The sequence below is a fragment of the Rheinheimera sp. A13L genome (genome assembly GCF_000217935.1).
GTDB lineage: Bacteria > Pseudomonadota > Gammaproteobacteria > Enterobacterales > Alteromonadaceae > Pararheinheimera.
In genome coordinates this window covers 15,293-30,540 of sequence record NZ_AFHI01000002.1, presented here as the reverse complement: position 1 = coordinate 30,540, position 15,248 = coordinate 15,293, and the positions used below count along the sequence as shown (strand labels likewise).

The 15,248-nt window shown below is 47.5% G+C and carries 14 protein-coding genes; 9 read left to right on the top strand and 5 right to left on the bottom strand.

Going from position 1 to position 15,248, the window contains the following annotated elements:
* Positions 1 to 100: 100 nt before the first annotated feature.
* The 6 genes from RHEIN_RS01635 to RHEIN_RS01610 all read left to right on the top strand — a co-directional run bounded on the left by RHEIN_RS01635 (position 101) and on the right by RHEIN_RS01610 (position 7,970).
* The gene (locus tag RHEIN_RS01635; RefSeq protein ID WP_008897228.1) at positions 101 to 1,978 is read left to right on the top strand and encodes an EAL domain-containing protein; all 1,878 of its coding nucleotides are present in this window, start codon (positions 101 to 103) and stop codon (positions 1,976 to 1,978) included.
* Positions 1,979 to 2,277: 299 nt separating this feature from the next.
* On the top strand, positions 2,278 to 2,580 hold the full coding sequence (locus RHEIN_RS01630; RefSeq protein WP_139056385.1) for a hypothetical protein: 303 nt from the start codon (positions 2,278 to 2,280) through the stop codon (positions 2,578 to 2,580).
* 105 nt (positions 2,581 to 2,685) lie between these two features.
* The gene (locus tag RHEIN_RS01625) at positions 2,686 to 3,276 is read left to right on the top strand and encodes a hypothetical protein (RefSeq protein ID WP_008897226.1); all 591 of its coding nucleotides are present in this window, start codon (positions 2,686 to 2,688) and stop codon (positions 3,274 to 3,276) included.
* On the top strand, positions 3,273 to 4,403 hold the full coding sequence (locus RHEIN_RS01620; protein ID WP_008897225.1) for an efflux RND transporter periplasmic adaptor subunit: 1,131 nt from the start codon (positions 3,273 to 3,275) through the stop codon (positions 4,401 to 4,403). Before RHEIN_RS01625 ends, RHEIN_RS01620 begins: the two co-directional genes overlap by 4 nt.
* Before the next feature lie 8 nt (positions 4,404 to 4,411).
* Positions 4,412 to 7,528, top strand: coding sequence for an efflux RND transporter permease subunit (locus RHEIN_RS01615; protein WP_008897224.1), 3,117 nt, complete (start codon positions 4,412 to 4,414; stop codon positions 7,526 to 7,528).
* Positions 7,529 to 7,580: 52 nt separating this feature from the next.
* The gene (locus RHEIN_RS01610) at positions 7,581 to 7,970 is read left to right on the top strand and encodes a hypothetical protein (protein WP_008897223.1); all 390 of its coding nucleotides are present in this window, start codon (positions 7,581 to 7,583) and stop codon (positions 7,968 to 7,970) included.
* Positions 7,971 to 8,088: 118 nt separating this feature from the next.
* Here RHEIN_RS01610 and RHEIN_RS01605 read toward each other — a convergent pair whose 3' ends face one another.
* Genes RHEIN_RS01605 through mpl form a run of 4 tightly spaced genes read right to left on the bottom strand, consistent with a single transcriptional unit; the run spans position 8,089 to position 11,769 of the window.
* Complete coding sequence (locus tag RHEIN_RS01605; RefSeq protein ID WP_008897222.1) at positions 8,089 to 8,859, bottom strand: ABC transporter permease; 771 nt, start codon at positions 8,857 to 8,859, stop codon at positions 8,089 to 8,091.
* A complete protein-coding gene (locus tag RHEIN_RS01600) occupies positions 8,856 to 9,782 on the bottom strand; it encodes an ABC transporter ATP-binding protein (protein WP_008897221.1) in 927 nt (308 codons plus the stop codon). The genes RHEIN_RS01605 and RHEIN_RS01600 overlap by 4 nt, the downstream gene beginning before the upstream one ends.
* Positions 9,779 to 10,393 (bottom strand): flavin prenyltransferase UbiX, encoded by a 615-nt coding sequence (locus tag RHEIN_RS01595; RefSeq protein WP_008897220.1) that lies wholly within the window; start codon positions 10,391 to 10,393, stop codon positions 9,779 to 9,781. The genes RHEIN_RS01600 and RHEIN_RS01595 overlap by 4 nt, the downstream gene beginning before the upstream one ends.
* A 26-nt stretch (positions 10,394 to 10,419) precedes the next feature.
* Positions 10,420 to 11,769 carry a UDP-N-acetylmuramate:L-alanyl-gamma-D-glutamyl-meso-diaminopimelate ligase gene (gene mpl / locus RHEIN_RS01590; protein ID WP_008897219.1) on the bottom strand — a complete coding sequence of 450 codons (1,350 nt, stop codon included), beginning with the start codon at positions 11,767 to 11,769 and terminating at the stop codon, positions 10,420 to 10,422.
* A 202-nt stretch (positions 11,770 to 11,971) separates the two neighbouring features.
* Here mpl and RHEIN_RS01585 point away from each other — a divergent pair, with 202 nt between their 5' ends.
* On the top strand, positions 11,972 to 12,946 hold the full coding sequence (locus RHEIN_RS01585; RefSeq protein ID WP_008897218.1) for a class 1 fructose-bisphosphatase: 975 nt from the start codon (positions 11,972 to 11,974) through the stop codon (positions 12,944 to 12,946).
* Between the two features lie 313 nt (positions 12,947 to 13,259).
* On the top strand, positions 13,260 to 13,790 hold the full coding sequence (gene ppa / locus RHEIN_RS01580; RefSeq protein WP_008897217.1) for an inorganic diphosphatase: 531 nt from the start codon (positions 13,260 to 13,262) through the stop codon (positions 13,788 to 13,790).
* Between the two features lie 22 nt (positions 13,791 to 13,812).
* Here the strand turns inward: ppa and RHEIN_RS01575 are convergent, their stop codons facing one another.
* Positions 13,813 to 13,995, bottom strand: coding sequence for a hypothetical protein (locus RHEIN_RS01575; RefSeq protein ID WP_040554267.1), 183 nt, complete (start codon positions 13,993 to 13,995; stop codon positions 13,813 to 13,815).
* 65 nt (positions 13,996 to 14,060) lie between these two features.
* On the opposite strand from RHEIN_RS01575, the gene RHEIN_RS01570 reads away from it, so the two are divergent.
* Positions 14,061 to 15,200 (top strand): methyl-accepting chemotaxis protein, encoded by a 1,140-nt coding sequence (locus RHEIN_RS01570; RefSeq protein ID WP_008897216.1) that lies wholly within the window; start codon positions 14,061 to 14,063, stop codon positions 15,198 to 15,200.
* Positions 15,201 to 15,248 lie beyond the last annotated feature (48 nt).

Here is a 15,248-nt window from a genome sequence, read left to right as displayed (position 1 = left end):
CCACAACAGAATTCAGATCAAAGTATTAGCTGTCAGCCCGAATTAAATCAGCTAAGCTATCAAGGTATTGTTTTCAGGTCCCTTTTTTACGAGTCATTGCATGCTACGGATCCGTTCAGCACATTTTATTGTTATCAGTCTGGTGGTGTATCTGCTCGCCATTGTTGCCTATGTGTATTATCAGTATCAGCAAACCTATCAGACCAAACTTGCTCAGCTTGACTTGCAACTGGTCAACGCGGTGAAAGCCGTGCCTTATCTGTTGGGTGATGACTACCACAACAATATCAGTGGTCCACAACATCTTCCCCGGGCTGAGTACCTGAAACTGGCGAAAAAACTCAGTCTTTATGCCAAAGACTTAAAATTACAGTATCTGTACAGCATGATTCAGGTGGATGGCAAAGTACACTTCACCTCGTCCAGCTACACAGAAGATGACTTGTTGCGTGGCCAATTGAGTTATTTTTACGATTATTACCCTGAAGCTACTGAAGCCAATAAAGCTGCTTTTGCCTCTTTAACTCCGGTGTTTGAAGAATCTGTGGATCAATTTGGTCATTTCCGCTCAGTACTGATGCCTTATCAAAGCTCAGACGGCACCATCTATTTAGCCGGAGCAGATATTGCCATTACCGACCTGGATCAATGGCTTTTGTCCAGTATGCAGCAGTCTGTTTTAAGTGGCTCAGTGTTTTTTGGTTTGGCGCTGCTGTTGGCTTTAAGTTATGCCATGGTGCTGCGGTATAATCTGACCACAGACCGCAGTTCAGGCAAACGTAATGCATTAGCTTTGGAAGCTCATCTGCGCCATGAAAGCGGAGGCTTAAGCCAGTTAGCTATTTTGCAGGTAAATAACCTGGAAGAAATCTGTCATTTGTATGGCACTCCTATTGCGGAACAAGCCTTTAACCAGTTTATTCAGCAGTTGCAACTGCATTTGGGACGCTCCTTCCGTTTGTACCGTTTATCTTTTGAAAAACTGGCGATCCGCCGTGTTGCTGCCATTTCTGACAATGATTTGCATGACAAGCTAAAAAGCTTTGATTTCACTCAGCCTGTGCTGAACGACCCTTACTTACTTTTTACTGTGACTTTAGGTGTAGCCTTGTCGCCTGCTGCTGTAGTGCTGGAGAACGCGACCCTTGCCGTTAATACAGCCCGCTTGCAGCAACAGTCTTTAGTGGTGTATTCAGACAACTTACTGGCGCTGAAGCAGCATCTGCATACCAATATCAAAATGGCAAAAGAAGTGCGGGAAGCTATAGGTCACGAGCAAATAGTGCCTTATTTCCAGCCCGTAGTGCAGATCAGTACAGGCGAAATATTCCAGTACGAATGTCTGGCCCGCATATTACGCAGTGACGGCAGCATACTGACGCCGGATCAGTTTTTAAGCATTATTAACCGCAGCCATCTGGATACAGAGCTGACCAAAATGATGTTTATCAAAAGCGCCAGTCAGTTTGTCGCCTCCGAAGTCAGCTGGTCTATTAACGTCAATTGCCGTGATTTACTGGATGATGACTTACAGCAATTTTTCCTCGATTATCTGCAGCATTACCCTAAGCCAGAACGAGTCTATTTTGAACTGGCTGAAGCCGGCGTATTACCTCAATTTGACCGTTGCCGTGACGCTATAGCAGCTTTGCAAAAGGCGGGAGCCAAAGTGCTGCTGGATGATTTTGGTGTCGCCAGTGGCGTAGGTATGGCGGATTTACTGCAATTGCATGTGGATGGTTTAAAAATTCATGGCAGCTTAATAGAGATGATAAGCACCGACCCTGATGCTCAGTTATTTCTTGAACATATCAGCTCATTTGCCAAACAAACTCAGTTGCTGATCATCGCTGAGATGGTAGAAAGCAAGCAGTCACTGGACGCACTGGAACGTTGTGGTATCAGTTATGCCCAAGGCTACTATTTTGGTCCTGCGGCACCAGTACCATTGCGGTATTACGAAAGAGGTTCAGTTTAGGCCTGAGTGTCTTGTCAGGGAAAGCGGCTTTAGTCCAGACCAGACTTGTTTTTGATCGAGGATCGTACTTTAACGTCAGATTAAGAGACTCCATCTATACCTTAATGAAAATCTCCTCAGTGTAATCGGACAGTCTGCATCTGCTGAGTTTGAAATTTGCAAAATGCACGGGCATACTGTCATGCAAGTTAATAAACTCAGCTCAACTGGAAGTAAATCCAAACGTGACCAGAGTCTTGTTGTTATGTCTAGTGATCATTAGTTTGTCTGCCCAGCTTATTGGACGGCCAGCCTTTGCTATGACTACAACAACACATCACTCGGAAGAGGTTGCTCAGGTTGAACCTGATTTGCATGACCTGATGCATTTACTGGCTGAACCTCATACCCATGACGAACAGTCTGAATACGGTTTCTCGCTCGACGATTCAGCCGAAGGCCGTTTGCATGTATTTGCTGATCTGAGTTTTTCTCTGCAGCTGTTGTTACCTGTGGACCAATCGCTGGTCTCTTTGCCCCGTTCTGAAACTGCGATGTTTTATACACCACAGCTTTGGAGCAGTCTGCCCCCCGACGGATTACGACGACCTCCCCGTTTCTGAATAGTGTAAAGCAAAGCTTTGTTAAGCTTCGGTTTCTGATCCGTATTCTACGTTGATCCCGAAGTCCAGGGCACTTACATCATTTATTCAGAGGTTTGATTGAACATGACAATTTTGCTAAACAGGCTGCAGTGCAGTCTGCTGGTTCTATACATTTTATTGCCGACAGTAGTACTGTCTTTTGCCAGTTATGCCGCGCCTGGTGCTCATGGTCCTAATGGCGAACACCTGACGACGGAGCAGTCCTCTGGACAGCAGATGAATCCAAGATTTGAAACTTTCAGTGATCAGTTTGAGCTGGTTGGGGAATTACTGCCTGATTCAGTTGTGCTGCAGTTGCATCATTTTCAGGACAACAGCCCGGTCATTGATGCTGCAGTAGAAATTGAAACTGCTGATGTAAAAGCAACGGCTGCTTACGATGAGAAGTTACAGCATTACCGTATCACGGCTGCTGATTTGCTGACTCAGCTTGCCAAACAGCAAGCGCATGAGCTGGTTGTGACAGTTATAGCAGCAGAAAAAGCGGATTTACTGGTGGCCAGTTATACACCGCTTCCCCCTCAAACAAACACTGAAGAGCATCATCACGAACATATATCGTTTTGGTTTTGGGCCGCGTTAGGGCTGATGGCAGGTCTTGGTTTTCTTTTTGGCCGGATGAGCAATCATCGAGCTGTCAGGAGTTCAGTATGAACAGATGTTCTAAACCTTTTATTTCTAAACACACTCCACTGCTGCTGACTTTGTTCTGTGCCCCGGTACTGTTGCAGGCAGCACCCGGCGCACATGGTCCTAATGGTGAGCATCTGAGTACCGAGCAACAAGGTCAGGGCAGCAGTACCGGGCGTCAGGCGGATGGCACTGTGTTGATGCCTATGGCCGATCAGCGGGTGCTTGGACTGCGCACACTGATGGCAGGCGAAAGTCAGGCAGCAGCAACTATTTTACTCAACGGCAAACTGTTACCGCATCCGGCGGGCCGTGGTTTAGTCCAGGCCAGTAGCGATGGGCGTTTTGAAAGTTCGGCTGAATTAATGCCGGTGGCAGGTCAGCAGGTGAAAGCTGGCCAGTTACTGGGCTCTATCCGATATCAGGACACGGCTTACGAGCAAGCGAATCAAACCTCACAGCTTATTGCCCTGCGAAGCGAGGCGGATGTGGTGCGCAGAGAACTGAACCGACTACAAAAATTGGGGCAGAACGTAGCAGTTCAAACAGTGGAGCAACTGAGTCTGCAATTAAAAAGTGTACAAAATCAGGCTGCTCAACTTGAAAAAGGACTGGAGAAACCAGAACCCCTTTTTGCGCCGATATCTGGTGTTATTCAGTCCCATCAAATTAGTATCGGTCAGCGGGTCACAGCGGGCGAAGCTTTATTCGAGATCATCGATCCTTCTCGTTTGCTGGTTGAGGCCTCAAGTCCGGATGCTCATTTGCCAACCCAACTGGCTGATGCATCGCTTAAAGAGTTCCCGGGCGCAGAGCTGCAACTGATAGGGGCTGTGATGCGTTATCAGGATGGTGTTATTCCTGTTAGTTTTAGTGTCGAAGGTGCATCGGGCGCTGTGCCAGATCAGCCTGTAACCCTCATTGCCAAGCAGAAAGATAAGCTCAGTGGTATTCGTTTACCCGCCAGTGCTGTGGTGATGAACAGCAATAATCAACCGCAGGTCTGGATCAAATTAACAGCCGAACGCTTCTTACCACAAAAGGTGCAACTGACGGACCTGGGCGGCAGTGAAGTGCTGATCACTCATGGTTTAGGAGTTGATAACCGTGTTGTTGTGCAAGGTGCAACTTTACTGAATCAGGTTCGTTAGGAGGCCGGATGTTTGACTTATTGGTTCGTCGTAGCCTGGAGCATCGTCTCTTTGTGCTGATCAGTGCTGTGGTACTGATGCTGTACGGTATCTGGACAGCTCGTCAGCTGCCGGTGGATGTGTTTCCGGATCTGAATAAACCTGTGATCACAGTGCTGACTGAAGCTGGCGGTATGGCTCCTGAAGAAGTGGAACAACTGGTGACATTTCCTTTGGAAAACATGCTCAATGGTGTCACTGGGGTCACCCGAATCCGCTCAACTTCAGGTATTGGTTTGTCTATTTTGTATGTGGAGTTTGACTGGGATACGGATGTCTATCGCAACAGACAACTGGTTGCTGAGAGGTTGACATTAGCCAGAGAGCAGTTGCCGGACAGCATCACGCCAGTGATGGGGCCAGTCTCATCCATAATGGGCGAAATCATGTTGATTGCGCTGCCTCTTAAACAAGAGACTAAACAAGAAACCAGCCTGTCGCCAATGGAAGCGAGGGAGTACGCAGATTTTGTGCTGCGCCCACGCTTATTGGCTATTCCTGGTATTTCGCAGGTGATCGCTATTGGTGGAGAAGTTCGGCAATACCGTGTTACCCCTGATTTACAGCGTATGCAGGGCGCTGGTATCGGTGTAGAAGACATTCGTCAGGCGCTGGCTGGTTTTTCCAGTAATGCAGGTGGTGGTTTTGTTGACCTGAATAACAAAGAGTTTTTGATCCGTCATCAGGCTCGCACCACGGAGCTGGATGATGTACGTCAGGTTGCAGTGGCATGGCGTAATGGCAAAGCTGTGCATCTGGAACAGGTGGCAGAGGTTGATTTTGCTGCCGCAGTAAAGCGCGGAGATGCAGGTTTTAATGGCGAGCCCGCTGTGATACTGAATATTCAGAAACAGCCAGATTCGGATACAGTCCGGTTAACAAGTCAGATTGAAGTGGCACTGGAGGAGTTAAAAGCTGGTCTGCCGCAAGGCATAGCCGCCCCCCAAATTCTGTTTCGTCAGGCCGATTTTATTACGTCGTCCATTAGCAACGTAACAGAAGCACTGCGGGATGGCGCTGTGATGGTGCTGATCATTTTGTTTGTGTTTCTATTGTCCGCACGCACTACGTTGATCTCTTTGCTGGCTATTCCACTGTCGCTGGCTGTGACTGTTCTGGTGTTTCGCTGGTTTGGCTTGTCTATTAACGTGATGACGCTGGGCGGATTAGCAATAGCTGTGGGCGAGCTGGTGGACGATGCGGTGGTCGATGTAGAAAACATTCTGCGCCGGTTAAAACAGCAGCGGCAACAAGGGAGCACGACGCCAGTGCTTGAGGTGATTTGGCGCGCCAGCGTTGAAGTTCGCTCAGGTATTGTCTACGCCACTATGATAGTGGTGCTGGTGTTTTTACCTTTATTTGCCTTACCGGGCATTGAAGGCCGGTTATTTTCACCTTTAGGCCTGGCGTACATAGTCTCAATACTCGCCTCGATGCTGGTTTCAGTCACTGTTACGCCAGTGCTTTGTTATTACCTGCTGCCAAATATGAAACAACTGGAGAAAGGGGATAGCAGACTAATCCAGGCCCTGAAGCAGCTGCAGCAGCGCTGGCTGAACTGGGCCTTTAACCGCTCCAAAGTTTTGCTGCTCAGCGCTGCTATAAGCGCAGTACTGGCGCTGACGTCGGTGTTTGCGTTGCCACGGGCCTTTTTACCCGCCTTTAACGAAGGTTCGTTGGTGCTTGGTGTTTTATTGCAACCCGGCACTTCGCTGGAAGAAGCCAACCGGATGGGGCGTCTGGCTGAATCAATCTTACTGACAGTACCTGAAGTTACCCAAGTCGGACGTCGTACTGGCCGTGCTGAACTGGACGAACATGCCGAAGGAGTCCATTCAGCCGAAGTTGATGTGGATTTACAACCTTCAGAGCGCAGTCGTGACGAAGTACTGGCTGAAATTCGTGAGAAGCTTACGGTGTTACCCGCCCAAGTGGCTATAGGTCAGCCGATTTCGCACCGCTTAGATCATCTGTTGTCCGGAGTGCGGGCGCAGCTGGCGGTAAAAGTTTTTGGTGATGATTTGGACACACTTCGCGCCACAGCTGAGCAATTACGTCAGCAGTTAAGCACTGTGCCGGGGCTTGTAGATATTACTGTTGAAAAACAAGTACTTATTCCACAGCTAAGCATTCGTCTGGATCAGCGTAAAGCAGCGCAACACGGTTTAACACCGGGACAAGCGACACGGCTGTTGGCCACTCTGACGGATGGCGATGTGGTAGCAGAAATGGTTGATGGTTTAAAAACCTTTGATTTGGTGCTGCGCTTATCCGATGGCAAACGCACACCTGAAGCTTTAGCCCGCACTTTGATTGATACTCCAGCTGGGCAGGTGCCGCTATCGGCTATAGCGACCATTAGCTTGTCTGATGGTCCAAATCAGGTGATGCGTGAAAATGGCCGTCGTCGGCTGGTGTTGTATGCCAACGCCGACAATGTGGACGTGAGTGAGTTGCTAAAGCAAGTACGGACTGTGGTTTCAGCTACGCAATTGCCTGAAGACAGCTTTATCAGTTTGGAAGGACAATTTTTGGCGCAGGAACAATCTATGCAACTGGTCGCTGCGCTTGCACTGCTGTCTTTTGTACTGATTGCCTTAGTGCTTTACATGAGATATCAGTCAGCGGTTTTGGCAGCCATTATTCTAAGCACCATGCCGATGGCTTTACTCGGCAGTGTAGTTGCTATGTGGCTTAGCGGGTTGTCGTTATCTGTGGCTTCTGTCGTAGGTTTTATTACCCTGACTGGTATTGCGGCCCGTAACGGCATTCTGAAAATCAGTCATTACATCAATTTGTGCCGTGATGAAGGCGAAGTGTTTGGTCAACACATGATCATGCGAGGGTCATTAGAGCGACTGACACCTGTGCTGATGACGTCTTTGGTGACTGCATTTGCGCTGGTGCCACTGCTCTTATCTGCCGATCAGCCTGGCAAAGAAATTCTGCACCCTGTCGCTGTGGTGATCTTTGCAGGCTTACTGACATCCACATTGCTCGATACGATGCTGACCCCTTTGTTGTACTGGTTATATGGCAAAGCGGCAACAGAACGTTTGCTGAAAACACCAGGGCAACAGCTTTAAAAACAGGTTAAGCGGCGGCACCTGTGTCAAGCTGCCAGCCAAGGAGAATTAGATGAAAAAATCAAACAAAAGCACTTTGTTAGCGATCGCAGGTTTGGCTGCCAGCTTATTACTGGCAGCTCCGGTTGCCTGGAGTCACGGTGGTGCCAAACCACAACATGGTGGTGTGGTTGAATCTAAACACGATTTGTCATTTGAGCTGGTGCGTGAAGCAACGGGTGCCAGTTTATATGTGACCGATCATGGCGAAGCGGCCAGTGTTGAAGGTTGGAGCGGTCAGTTGACGGTGTTAGCTGATGGTAAAAAAACAGAGACCGCTTTCAAAGCCGATGGCAGCAGCCGTCTTGTAGCCAGCGACATCAAAATCCCTGATGGAGCCAAGGTTGCATTGAGTCTGAAGGATAAAAGCCAGCAGCCGATGGCAGTACGTTTTAGTTTCTGAAGGTAAAACCTGCAAAACAATTTTTGCGGATCCTATGCAGCCAGAGTCGTTTCCCTCCTGGCTGCTGTTTTTGGGTTCAATGAGGGGTACCCCTTGTTGTTTACACCTCAGTTTTTGTCTAGCTTCTCAATCCAGTGCCTTTATTAATCAGGTACATAGCAACAGCAAAAAATACCGTAATTAAGCCCATGATCACAGAGAAAGCCAACAGTAAACTCACATCACTGACACCTAAAAAGCCGTAGCGAAAGGCGTTGACCATATACACAATAGGGTTCAGTTGCGACACGTATTGCCAGAACTCTGGCAATAAACTCAGTGAATAAAACACCCCACCTAAGTAGGTTAAAGGCGTCAGCACAAAAGTTGGAATAATGCTGACATCATCAAAAGTCTTGGCAAAAATGGCATTAATTAAACCAGCCAGCGAAAACAAGGTCGCAGTTAACACTACGGTCGACATCAGAATAAACAGATGATGTACTGTAATATCGACAAAAAACAGCGATAACAAAGACACAATCAAGCCAACCAGAATGCCACGCGCTACACCACCGCCGACATAACCCAGCACTATGATGTAGTTGGGCACAGGAGCCACCAACAGCTCTTCGACATTACGCTGAAACTTGGCACTGAAAAAAGACGAAGCCACATTAGAGTAAGAGTTGGTGATCACTGACATCATAATAAGGCCAGGCACAATAAACTCCATATAACTGAAGCCCCCCATATCACCAATACGTGAGCCAACCAAAGCGCCAAAAATAACAAAATACAAGGTCATGGTAATGGCAGGAGGTACCAGAGTTTGCACCCAAATACGCATAAACCTGTTGATTTCTTTATATAAAATGCTCTGCAGCGCTATTAAATTACGTGAATTCATGCTTTGGCTCCGCGTCCGTTTTCAACCAGACTGACAAACAACTCTTCCAGACGGTTGGCTTTGTTACGCATCGAAAGCACCTGAATGCCCTGTGCTGTTAAGGCACTGAATACAGCATTTAAACCCTGAGCTTTTTCCACATCCACTTCGAGACTATGGCTGTCGAGCTGACGAAAGCTATAGCCCTCCAGGCTGATGGCCGCTTCAGTTGGCGCTATATCCAGTAAAAAAGTTTCTTTGTTCAGCTTACTCAGCAGGTTCTTCATGCTGGTGTTTTCGACAATCTGGCCTTTATCTATGATGGCGATATTTCGGCACAAAGACTCCGCCTCTTCCAGATAGTGGGTGGTCAGAATAATAGTTACACCTTGTTGGTTAATCTGTTTTAAAAACTCCCACATAGAGCGGCGTAGCTCAATATCTACACCAGCTGTAGGTTCATCCAGGATCAATAACTTAGGTTCATGCATCAGAGCACGGGCTATCATCAGGCGGCGTTTCATACCACCGGACAGCTCACGAGAGCGGGCGTCACGCTTTTCCCATAAGCCAAGCTGGCCTAAATACTTTTCAGCCCGAACTATGGCGACAGAACGTGGCACACCATAATAACCGGCCTGATTCAGTACAATTTGCAGCACAGTTTCAAACTGGTTGAAGTTAAATTCCTGTGGTACTAAACCCAATTGGCTTTTGGCGTCTTCCAGTTGCGTATCCAGATCATACTCAAAGACTTTTACTGTACCGCTGCTTTTATTCACCAGCGAACTGATAATGCCAATACTGGTACTTTTGCCTGCGCCATTAGGGCCTAATAAAGCAAAAAAATCGCCTTGCTGCACTTCCAGATCTATACCAGTTAAAGCCACAGTGCCACTTTTATAAACTTTGTGTAACTGCTTGATTTCTAAAGCTAAGGTCACTGCTGTTCTCCATAGCCCCAACGGCTGACTAACTGTTGTTTCAGTCCTAAATGGTCCAGAATACGCGCTACCATAAAGTCTATTAAATCATCCACCGATTGTGGCTGATGGTAAAAACCAGGCGCTGCAGGCATCACTACCGCACCGGCTTTAGACAAAGCCAGCAGATTTTCCAGATGAATGGTACTTAACGGAGTTTCACGCGGCACTATCAGTAACTGGCCACGCTCTTTAAGCACCACATCAGCTGCACGTTCAATCAGATTGTCACTCATACCATGGGCAATAGCTGCTGCAGTGCCGGTAGAACAAGGGCAAATCACCATTTGTTTAGGCGCTGCCGAGCCTGAGGCACAAGGCGAAAACCAGTCGTCTTTGCCATAAACAGCTAATAGCTCTTTGCTGGCACCGGTTTTTTCTAAGATAAAATCGCGACAAGCTTCAGGGCCGCCCGGCAGTTTTAAATCATATTCAGTAGCAAATACGACGCGTGCCGCACTGGAAATTAACAGATGCACTTTCACCTGTTGTGCCAGCAAGTTTTCCAGCAAACGCCAGCCATAACCAGCGCCTGAAGCGCCGGTAAAAGCTAAGGTGACTTCTTGGGTCATGAGGTTCTCATTTTAAAGAAAGCTGATTAATCTGAAGACAGTGCATCCAGCAATTTTTGGTGTATACCACCAAAACCGCCGTTGCTCATGATCAGTATATGATCCCCTGCTGAGGCTTTTTCAACCAAAGCCGCCACTATTAATTCCACCGACTGAAAAACTGTAGCCCTGCCCGGCATTTGTTCCGCCACAGCAGCCAAAGACCAGCCTGAATTAGCAGGTTCAAACAACATCACGTCATTGGCGTCATGCAGGGAATCAGCAATAGCAGATTTATGTACGCCCATTCGCATGGTATTGGATCTCGGCTCAAGCACAGCCCAGATTTTTGCCTCTCCCACACGGGCTCTTAAACCAGCCAAAGTGGTTTCTATAGCGGTCGGGTGATGGGCAAAGTCGTCATATACTGCGATGCCTTTGACTTTGCCTTTGAGTTCCATCCGGCGTTTTGGCGAAACAAACTGAGTTAAAGCTTCAATAGATACAGCAACAGGCACACCCACATGACGGGCAGCAGCTATCGCCATTACCGCGTTTTCAACATTATGGTTGCCGCATAAATCCCAGTGCAAAATACCTTGCGAAACACTCATGTAAAACAGCTCAAATACACTGCCATCCGCCTGCTTTAATGCCACTGTCCAGTCTTTGCCATAACGTTGCTGCTCACTCCAGCAGCCCATGGCTAAGGTTTGATCCACAGCCTCCACATGGGCAGGGCTTAGCACCAGCCCAGTGGATGGCACCATACGCAATAAATGATGGAACTGACGCTGAATAGCAGCTAAATCCGGAAAAATATCAGCGTGGTCGTATTCCAGATTATTAATGACTAAAGTACGGGGTCTGTAGTGCACGAACTTAGAACGCTTATCAAAAAAGGCGGTGTCGTATTCGTCAGCTTCAATGACAAAAAACGGCGAATCCCCTAAACGGGCTGAGCTGTCAAAGTTTTGCGGAATGCCACCTATCAAAAAGCCAGGCTTTAAACCTGCATACTCCAGCACCCAGGCCAGCATACTGCTGGTTGTGGTTTTGCCATGAGTACCGGAAACTGCCAGTACCCAACGCTGATGCAATACCTGTTCAGCCAGCCACTGCGGGCCTGAACTATAAGGAATATTCTGATCCAGCGTATATTCCACAGCCGGGTTGCCGCGCGACATGGCGTTACCAATAATCACCAGATCAGGAGCGGGTTGCAGCTGTACCGGATCATAACCCTGTGTAAGCTCTATACCCAGTTGTTCCAGCTGAGTGCTCATAGGAGGGTACACATTGGCGTCAGAGCCTGTGACTTGATGCCCGAGACTTTTTGCGATAGCGGCAATACCGCCCATAAAAGTGCCACAAATGCCTAAAATATGAATATGCATAACTGCATCCTTACTGCCTGTAAAACGGGTTCTGCGGCCATTCTAGCAAAGGACTCTGCAGAACAGCTGAAATAAAACCAGCATAAACCTGCAATTTAGCCTGAACTTGATTAAAATAGCAGCCGCTGTGGCCGACAGCCTCCAATCAAAATTAACACTGCGGCCAAAGCTTCCTCTACCTACACAAAAAAAGGATTGTTTTATGCGTCGATTGGCTCCAGCCCTGCGTCTTGATGGTGCAGATGCAGACCTGATAGATCTGATTAAAAGCATCGTAGCTGCCTGCAAAGAAATTTCGTTTCGAGTCGGCCAGGGTGAACTCTCAGATGTGTTGGGCTCCACTCTGAACGAAAATGTTCAGGGCGAAACCCAGAAAAAACTCGATGTCATCTCCAACGAGCTGCTCAAAGATCTGATCCTCGAAACAGGCTCTGTGATGGCCATATCTTCTGAAGAAGAAGACAGCACAGTTGCGGGTAACCCATCAGGTAAATACCTGGTGACCTTTGATCCGTTGGATGGCTCGTCCAACACTGATATCAACAGCTTAATTGGTACTATCTTTTCTATTCTGCCGGCCCCCAAAGGTGCAGACCCAGCCGATCCGTCTATTTTCCTGCAACCCGGTACAGCTCAAATCGCCGCAGGTTATATACTCTATGGCCCGTCCACCCTGATGGCGCTGACCACAGGCAAAGGCACCAAAATGTATACGCTGGATAAAACCTATGGTGGTTTCCTGCTGACGACAGAAAACGTCACTATTCCGGGTGTAACAGCAGAATTTGCTATTAATATGTCGAACCAGCGCTATTGGCAGCCCGCTATGCAGAATTACATTGCGGACCTGCTAAAAGGCAAAGAAGGCCCACGTGGTAAAAACTTTAATATGCGCTGGATTGCCGCTATGGTCGGCGATGTACACAGAATTTTATGTCGTGGTGGTATTTTTGCTTATCCCAGCGATGTGAAAGACCCAACAAAACCGGACAAACTTCGACTCATGTACGAAGCCAATCCAATGAGTTTTCTGGTAGAACAGGCAGGTGGCGCCAGCACTACAGGCTTTGAGCGTATTATGGAGATTCAGCCTGTAGATATTCACCAGCGTGTGGCAGTGATTTTAGGATCAAAACACGAAGTGGAAAGCTGCCTGCAGTATCATCAGGCAACATAGAGGCAGGGTTTATCCCTGCCCGTCCCGCGGCGAAACCGAGGTTGCATGTAGAGGCGTGGTTTATGCGCCCGTCCAGATATCAAACCGATGTTGAGGGCAACAAAGCTGCAGCTTCAAGTACAACGGGTATTAACCTAAGTAATTGGAGTTGCAGCGCGGCGACAAGTGAGCGAGACCCCAGGAGCATAGTTGTCCTATGTGACTGGGGCGAGTAGCGCAGGCAACAAAGCTGCAGCTTCAAGTACAACGGGTATAGCCATTTTTACGGCCGCCGTTATAATAGGCGACCACTATTCAGCATAAAGGAAGCGTTATGAGCTTAAGTCAGGTTGCCGCAGGTAAAAATCTGCCGGATGAAATTAATGTCATCATTGAAATTCCGGCCAATGCCGATCCAATCAAATACGAAGTAGACAAAGACACAGGCACAGTCTGGGTTGACCGTTTTATGTCTACTCCAATGTTTTATCCTTGTAACTATGGCTTTGTAAATCAGACTTTGTCTTTAGATGGAGATCCGGTTGACGTATTAGTGCCAACACCCTACCCATTGGTACCGGGCGCTGTGATTAAATGCCGTCCTGTTGCCGTATTAAAAATGGCAGATGAGTCAGGTGAAGACGCTAAAGTGTTAGCTGTACCAATCAGCAAATTGACTAAAATTTACGACAACATCCAGGATCTGAATGACGTGCCAGAACTGCTGAGAAACCAAATTCAGCATTTCTTTGAGCGTTACAAAGAATTAGAGCCAGGCAAATGGGTGAAAGTTGTTGGCTGGGGCGACAAAGCCGAAGCTAAAGCTGAAATCGTCAGTTCATTTGAACGCGCTCAGCAGAAGTAATATCCAGCTCTGAAAACGGCACTCAGGTGCCGTTTTTTATATAAAAAATACCGCAAGCCCTGCTGTGTTTTCCTCTAACTGCACCACTGCTGCTCCCTTTGTTCAAAAACCATATTTTTTTAGCAAAAAAACGCAAAATCTGATAAAAACTTCCGCAAATATCTGCTATTTTCAGCAACAGATTTGGTTTGGTTTTGCGGGCCATATTTCATTATTACAATAATAAATTCCACTTCAACAGCTTGTTTGAAGTCATTAGGGGTAAGGTTTATGGCTTTGTTTGAATTTGGGTCTGCACGGACCAAAATTGTGTTGTCCGGCATCACCACTCTGGTTGGAATGCTGTTGGTTTTCACTGTATTAGCAGAGCAACACTGGCTCTGGTCTGCCTTAGTCATAGCTGTCACTTTGGTGTTGCAGTGGCTTTTGAGTCAAACGGCTTTAAACAGCTATCAAAGCTTCGTCGCAGAACAACAACTGCTGATCCAACGTTCTATGAAAGAAAAAAATCTGAGTCTGCAATTAAGCGCATTAAATAGCGCAGATTTAACTCCGGTTTGTGAGCAATTTAATCTGTGGCTTGTTGCCTTAAAACAGCAACAGCAGGAGTCGCAAAGCCATAACGAACAGTTAAAACAGCTGGTGACCTCAATACGCCACATTACTGCTGATGAGCAAAAACACCTGAGCCAATTAGAACATACGGCTGGCCAGACTTTGACTATGGTTGAGTCGATGAACCAAAGTGTGCTTGACGAAGTGCAAAGTGCCAAGTTAGCAGCAGAGGCGGCCAATCATTCCAATCAGATAGCCCAACAAGGCCAGCAAACTGTAGCCAGCACAGTACAGAATATCGAACAACTGGCAGTGCATTTACAACAAGCCTCAGCCACCATAGCTCAGCTGGAACAGGACAGTAATCAGGTAGGTGCTGTACTGGAGGTGATTAAAGGTATAGCAGAACAAACCAACTTACTGGCGCTGAACGCCGCTATAGAAGCAGCAAGGGCGGGTGAACAAGGCCGTGGTTTTGCTGTAGTTGCAGATGAAGTACGAACTCTGGCTTCCCGAACTCAAAAATCGACCGAACAAATTCAGCGTACTATTGAGCAACTGCAAAATGCGGCCCGTGAAGCAGTGCAAAAAATGAAGTTGAGTAGTGAACAAGCCAATTTAAGTGTGCAGTCAGCCAATCAGGCTGGCCAATCCCTTCAGCAAATCACCGGCAGTATTTCTCAGATTTGTGCGATGAATCAGGAAATTGCTACAGCAACGGACGAACAACAGCATCTGACCAAAGCCATGGTAACTTACATGCGGGATATCACCAGCCACACAGCGCAAAGCCAACAAAACAGCAAAGATTTTCTGCAGCTGGGTGAACAATTGGCCTTGATTGCTAATCGTTGAGACTCAGCTAACCAGCCATGAAAAAGCCGACTCGTAGTCGGCTTTTTC

Excerpts from the sequence above, each read along its gene's own strand:
- RHEIN_RS01610 (WP_008897223.1), top strand. The coding sequence starts at position 7,581 with ATGAAAAAATCAAACAAAAGCACTTTGTTAGCGATCGCAGGTTTGGCT.
- RHEIN_RS01570 (WP_008897216.1), top strand. The coding sequence starts at position 14,061 with ATGGCTTTGTTTGAATTTGGGTCTGCACGGACCAAAATTGTGTTGTCC.
- RHEIN_RS01605 (WP_008897222.1), bottom strand. The coding sequence starts at position 8,859 with ATGAATTCACGTAATTTAATAGCGCTGCAGAGCATTTTATATAAAGAA.
- ppa (WP_008897217.1), top strand. The coding sequence starts at position 13,260 with ATGAGCTTAAGTCAGGTTGCCGCAGGTAAAAATCTGCCGGATGAAATT.
- RHEIN_RS01620 (WP_008897225.1), top strand. The coding sequence starts at position 3,273 with ATGAACAGATGTTCTAAACCTTTTATTTCTAAACACACTCCACTGCTG.
- RHEIN_RS01575 (WP_040554267.1), bottom strand. The coding sequence starts at position 13,995 with ATGGCCCGCAAAACCAAACCAAATCTGTTGCTGAAAATAGCAGATATT.
- RHEIN_RS01625 (WP_008897226.1), top strand. The coding sequence starts at position 2,686 with ATGACAATTTTGCTAAACAGGCTGCAGTGCAGTCTGCTGGTTCTATAC.
- mpl (WP_008897219.1), bottom strand. The coding sequence starts at position 11,769 with ATGCATATTCATATTTTAGGCATTTGTGGCACTTTTATGGGCGGTATT.
- RHEIN_RS01595 (WP_008897220.1), bottom strand. The coding sequence starts at position 10,393 with ATGACCCAAGAAGTCACCTTAGCTTTTACCGGCGCTTCAGGCGCTGGT.
- RHEIN_RS01630 (WP_139056385.1), top strand. The coding sequence starts at position 2,278 with ATGACTACAACAACACATCACTCGGAAGAGGTTGCTCAGGTTGAACCT.
- RHEIN_RS01615 (WP_008897224.1), top strand. The coding sequence starts at position 4,412 with ATGTTTGACTTATTGGTTCGTCGTAGCCTGGAGCATCGTCTCTTTGTG.
- RHEIN_RS01635 (WP_008897228.1), top strand. The coding sequence starts at position 101 with ATGCTACGGATCCGTTCAGCACATTTTATTGTTATCAGTCTGGTGGTG.
- RHEIN_RS01585 (WP_008897218.1), top strand. The coding sequence starts at position 11,972 with ATGCGTCGATTGGCTCCAGCCCTGCGTCTTGATGGTGCAGATGCAGAC.